Below are 5487 nucleotides of genomic sequence, written 5' to 3'. Positions count from 1 at the left end.
GCGTCGTGACGATCGCGCTGATGTGCCTAAGCAGATCCCGCAGGCCGCCAGCGGCCTCGGCCTGTGCGCGACGCCGGTTGCGCCAGGCCGGCCAACAGGCGTTGTGGTTCCAGACCTTATCGGGTGCGCACGCGATGGCGCAGCACGTCGCCGCGCGAACGGCCGACGTGGTCCGGCGAATGTCAGCTCCCCGCCCCTCTCGGTCGTTGTGCTCGCATGGCAGCCGCCCGGCAACTCGCGCCATTCAGGCCGATGCCATTTCGAATTCACGCGCGAGGAGCCCTGGAGCAACGGGCCTGACCTTCGAGCCGGAAGCTCGTCGGCGACAGCAGCCTGAACGCCGAGGAGACTGTCATCGGTCAAGCCCGGTGTTCATGGTGTTCGCGAAGGATTAAAGTGCCCCTGCGGGGCTGTTGATCCAATGGGACGAAGCAGGCCTGGTCTCCGCTGGTTCGCTCCCGAGGAAAGCCAGGGAGGATCACGCAATGAACCGAAGGATCCGTTTGCATCCGCGCGCCGCGCTTTTGAGGTCCGCGCTCGGCCTTCTCGCCGCGATGGCCGTGACAGGTGTTGCGGCGCCTGTCGCCTCGGCGGAGGACGACGCCCGGAGCATCGTGAAGGGGATGGCGGACTATCTCAGCCGCCAGGAGAACCTGTCCGTGAAGTTCGATGCCGACGTCGAGGTGGTGACGCCTGCCGTTGAGAAGATCCAGTTCAGCGCCTCGGGTGAGGTCACCATGAGCCGCCCGAACAAATTTCGCATCAGCCGGACCGGCGGCTATGCCGATGTCGAACTGATCTCAGACGGTTCAAACGTGACGGTCTTTGACCGCGGCGGCAACCGGTTCGCACAGGTTCCCGCCGTCGGTTCCTTCGACACCGTGGTCGACAAGCTCCGAAACGAAACCCTGCTCGAAATTCCAGGGGCGGACCTTCTTCTGTCGAAGCCCTACGACGCGCTGATGGCCGGGGTGCTGGAGGCCAAGCATCTCGGCCGCGGCATCGTCGGGGGCGTCGAATGCGAACATCTCGCCTTCCGCAATCTCGACACCGACTGGCAGCTCTGGGTCGAGGTCGGTGACCGGCCGCTGCCGTGCAAATACGTCATCACGAGCAAGGCGGTTGGCGCCGCGCCCCAGTACACGCTGCGGCTCAGGGACTGGAAGACCGGCGTCAGCCCGGCACCGGATGCGTTCGCTTTCAAGCCGCCGGAAGGCGCCAGCGGCGTTGCGATCACCCTGCTCAAGGACATTGACGAAATTCCAGCCGGCGTCGTTCCCGGAGGTCAGAAATGAACAAGTCAGCCTTGAAATTCATGTCCCGCGCCGCGCTCGCAGTGCTGGCCGGCGGCGCTGCCCTGCTCTGGAGCGGAGACATCTCCGTTCCATCGGGCGCGTTCACCAGTCAGGCGGAGGCGAGGGTCGGGCGACCGTTGACGCCGATGAGCTATGCCGGCGTGGCCCGCCGGACCACCCGCAGGAGCGCCGCCTACGGGGCCGCCGGAGCCGCGGCGGCTGGGGCGTATTATTACGCCCCAGGCTGCCAGCAGGTCGTGAACTCCTACGGCCAGATCGTCTACCAATGTCCGTAGTCGGCCTGCTCTCCGGAGGCGTATCGATCGCGGCTTCCACCAGGGCGGCGGCTTAGTGATGGCTCGCTTGCTTTCGGTCAATGTGGGCCTGCCACGCGACATTCCGTGGCAGGGCAAGACCGTCCACACCGCCGTTTGGAAAAGTCCGGTTCAGGGCCCGCGCGCGGTACGTCGGCCCAACATCGATGGGGATGGGCAAGGAGACCTTGCCGGGCACGGCGGCGAGCACCGGGCTGTTTTGGTCTACCAATTGGACTCCTATCGCTTTTGGCAAGCTGAGCTGGGCCGGGACGACTTCTCCTATGGACAGTTCGGAGAAAATTTCACGGTCGATGGCTTGCCGGATGGTGAGGTCTGCATTGGCGACCGTTACAGGATCGGCAGCGCCCTGTTCGAAGTGACGCAGCCGCGCGTCACTTGCTACCGGGTCGGTCTTCGCATGAACGAGCCGCAAATGGCCGCGCTGCTGGTGGCGCGTGGCAGGCCCGGTTTCTATCTGCGTGTTCTGGAGGAAGGCCAGGTCGAAGCGGGCGATGAGATCGTCCAGGTCGGAATCGGCGCCGAGCGGATCACCGTCGCCGAGATCGATGCGCTGCTCTATAGGCCCGGTCACCCCAGCAGCCTGATCGAGCGGGCGCTGCGCATCCCCGCACTGAGCGCAGGCTGGCGCGCATCCTTCCAGGCGCTGCTCGCGCAAGAGCAGAGCAGCAGCGCGACGACGGGAAATGCCGGGCTCGCTCCGGTGTCCGGGCCGCCGCCAGCATGGGCGGGTTTCCGCCCGCTGCGGGTGTCGCGCAAGATTCGCGAGAGCGGCGGCGTGATCTCTCTGGCGCTTGAGCCCGTAGATGAACAGCCCCTGACGGCTGCTCTTCCCGGTCAGTTTGTCGTGCTGCGCCTGAGGCCGGCCCCGGTCGCGCCGGCGCTGATGCGCAGCTACTCCTTGTCGGGCGAACCCAGCGACCGCAACTATCGCGTCAGCGTAAAGCGGGAACCGCACGGCGTGGCGGGCACCTATATCGACGAAGCGGTGCAGATTGGCGACGTGCTGGACGTGAGCGCGCCACGAGGCAACTTCACGCTTCGGTTGGACGATAGCCCCGTTGTCCTCCTGAGTGCGGGGGTGGGGGCGACTCCCGTCCTGTCGATGCTCCACGCATTGGCGGCCGAAGCATCGCCACGGGACGTCTGGTGGCTGCACGGGGCCCGCCGCGGCCGTGAGCACCCTTTTGCTCAGGAGACCCGAACCCTGCTCGAAGCCCTGGCCCACGGCCACCGCCACATACGCTACAGCGCGCCCGATCCCGAGGACCGGCCGGGCGTGGATTTCGATGCTTATGGACGTTTGGACATCGGGGTGCTTCGGGATCTGGACGTCCCGCGCAATGCCGACTTCTTTATCTGCGGGCCGTCGGCCTTCATGAGCGACCTGACCGCAGGCCTTGCAGCCTGGGGCATCGCCGAAGACCGTATCCATACTGAGCGGTTCGGCGCAGGTCCGTCGAATAACCCGGGGATCGCCGCCTCGCCGCAGCGGCCGCCGCACTTGCCGCCGCACCTGCCTCCTGGGCCTTCCGCCGCGGGGCCGATGGTTTCGTTCGCCCGGAGCGGCTTGAGCGTCCCTTGGGGGCCGGCGTTTCAGAGCCTTCTGGAGCTTGCCGAAGCCTGCGACATCCCCACGCGGTGGTCTTGCCGAACGGGGGTCTGCCACTCCTGCGAAACCGGGCTTGTGGCTGGGAAAGTGGCCTACCGGCCCGAGCCGATCGATCCACCAGCCGGCGTCAATGTGCTGATCTGCTGTTCCCAGCCTCTGGGCGATGTCGTCATCGATCTGTGACGGAACTGAGTATCCGCTTTCCGATCTTGGCCGGGCGGCAAAGATTGGGTGCTCGTCACCAGGGCTATCGGCAGTCGGGATGAACGGGATCTCCCGGGCCGCGCGCAATCAGGGCGCGCGGCGCGACGACCATGCTGGATCATCTGTGATTGCATCGGCTTTGCCCCGAAAACCGCAATCCACTTTTCGGGCCGATGCTTTGTCTTTGCATCGGCTTTGCCCGAAAACCGTAATCCACTTTTCGGGCCGATGCTTCAGGCAGCCTGGCTTGTGCTCAAACTGGCCATCTCGATKGTGTCTTTGACGATCTGTCTGATCTCGTCGCCGGAGAGCGTGTCCTGCTCCCGGAAACGCGCGGAGAGTGCATCCAGGGCAGGCTCATGGGCGCGCAGCAGCGTGAGAGCCGCCGCGTAGCATTCGCGCAGCAGTTCTTCGACTTCGTCATCGACGCGCTGCTTTGAATTCTCCGAGATCGGTCGGGCCGAAAACGCGCTGCCGCCGTCGACACGGCTGGCCATCGTCGAGCCCATGCCAAAGCGGGTGATCATATCACGGGCTATCTTGGTCGCCTCGTGGATGTCCGCGGCAGCCCCGCTCGTGATGGCGTCATCGCCAAACTTGATTTCCTCGGCAGCCCGGCCCGCCATCGTGACGATCAGTTCGGCCTTCAGCTTCGACTTGCGGAGCAGCACACGGTCCTTCAGCGGCAGCATGGCGATATGCCCAAGCGAGCGTCCGCGGGGAGCCACGGTGCCTTTGTGGATCGGGTCGCATTCCGGCTGCAGGACGTTGGCCAATGCGTGCCCTGCTTCATGCACGATGATCGTTTCCATCTCGCCCGGATCGATCATCAGGCCGTGGCGCTGGTCGCCGCCGAGCAGTTTGGCGTCACGCGCGTCCTCGAAATCCGCCATCCTGACCTGATGGTCGCCGCGCTTGCCGGCACGCAATGCAGCCTCATTCACCAGGGTCGCCAGATCGGCTCCCGAGAAACCGGGTGTTCCGCGTGCGACCGTCGCGAAATCGACGTCTGCGGCGATCTCGACGTCGCGCGCCGAAACCAAGAGGATCCGCTCACGGGCCATCTGGTCGGGTGCCGGCACAGTGATGTGCAGATCAAAGCGGCCGGCCCTCACCAGCGCCGGGTCGAGAACATCAATGCGGTTGGTCGCGCCAATGATGACGATGCCCGCGGAGGACCCGAGCCCGTCAAGCTGCGTCAGCAGCTCGTTGAGCGTGTTGGCGGAATCGTTTTCCACCGAGCTCGAGCCATCGGAGCGCCGCTTTCCCACCGAGTCGATCTCGTCGATGAAGAGAATGCAGGGAGCGCGTTTGCGCAGCTGTTTGAAGATCGATCGCACGCGAGCGGCGCCGACACCGGCAAACATCTCCTGGAAAGCAGAGCCGGAGACCGAAAGAAAGGGAACGCCGGCCTCGCCCGCCACCGCCTTGGCCAGGAGAGTCTTGCCGTTGCCTGGATCACCTTCGAGCAGAACCCCGCTCCTTGCCCGAGCACCAACGGCTTCGAACTTCGACGGGTCCTTCAGATAAACCACGATGTCCCGGAGAGCCTGCTTGCCCTCGTCAGCTCCCGCGACGTGATCGAACCGGGTGAACGATTTTGGGTCGCCAGGTTTGATGAACTCACCGATCTTCGACTTGCTGCGGACAGTGCGGAGCAACCAGACGGCCATTCCGACGATCAGGGCCAGCACCAGGACTTGCGCCACCAGCCCGAAAATTCCCAATGACAGGCTGAGCGCACTGACCTCGGGACTGCCGAATTCCACGTCCGTGCCGCTCTTTGCCAAATCTATCGCCCAGGCCTGAGACACCGGCGTCCGAATGACGGCCGTGCGCCCATCCATCGTCGTCACCCGCGCCTGGCGATCATCGAGGAGCCGGACGCTCTTCAGCTGACCGGCCTCGGCGAGCTTCAGCGTCTCGGCAAACGAGATCTCGGCTGGTCGATGGTCGGGGGCCGCCGATGCGAGCACCGGCGTGCCCAGCACGAGCGCGAGGGTGAGGACGCGGAGAAGATGAAGCATGTGAGCCCGGACTT

Annotated in this window: 4 protein-coding genes; 3 read left to right on the top strand and 1 reads right to left on the bottom strand. The window is 65.1% G+C overall.

All coding sequences use genetic code 11. The features are described from left to right. Positions 1-485 precede the first annotated feature (485 nt). The 3 genes from AC1DRP_RS34535 to AC1DRP_RS34525 are packed head-to-tail and all read left to right on the top strand — an operon-like array spanning position 486 to position 3425. The gene (locus tag AC1DRP_RS34535; protein ID WP_441493798.1) at positions 486-1295 is read left to right on the top strand and encodes a DUF2092 domain-containing protein; all 810 of its coding nucleotides are present in this window, start codon (positions 486-488) and stop codon (positions 1293-1295) included. Continuing rightward, complete coding sequence (locus tag AC1DRP_RS34530; RefSeq protein WP_476770896.1) at positions 1292-1591, top strand: hypothetical protein; 300 nt, start codon at positions 1292-1294, stop codon at positions 1589-1591. Before AC1DRP_RS34535 ends, AC1DRP_RS34530 begins: the two co-directional genes overlap by 4 nt. 58 nt (positions 1592-1649) lie before the next feature. Next, entirely contained in the window at positions 1650-3425 is a 1776-nt protein-coding gene (locus AC1DRP_RS34525; protein WP_476770895.1) for an MOSC domain-containing protein, read from the top strand. A 254-nt stretch (positions 3426-3679) separates the two neighbouring features. Here the strand turns inward: AC1DRP_RS34525 and AC1DRP_RS34520 are convergent. Next, the coding region (locus AC1DRP_RS34520) for an ATP-dependent metallopeptidase FtsH/Yme1/Tma family protein (protein WP_476770894.1) at positions 3680-5487 on the bottom strand (1808 nt) is incomplete at its 5' end.

The sequence above is a fragment of the Allobosea sp. 01N443 genome (genome assembly GCF_056399325.1).
This window is presented reverse-complemented; position numbering and strand designations above follow the sequence as displayed.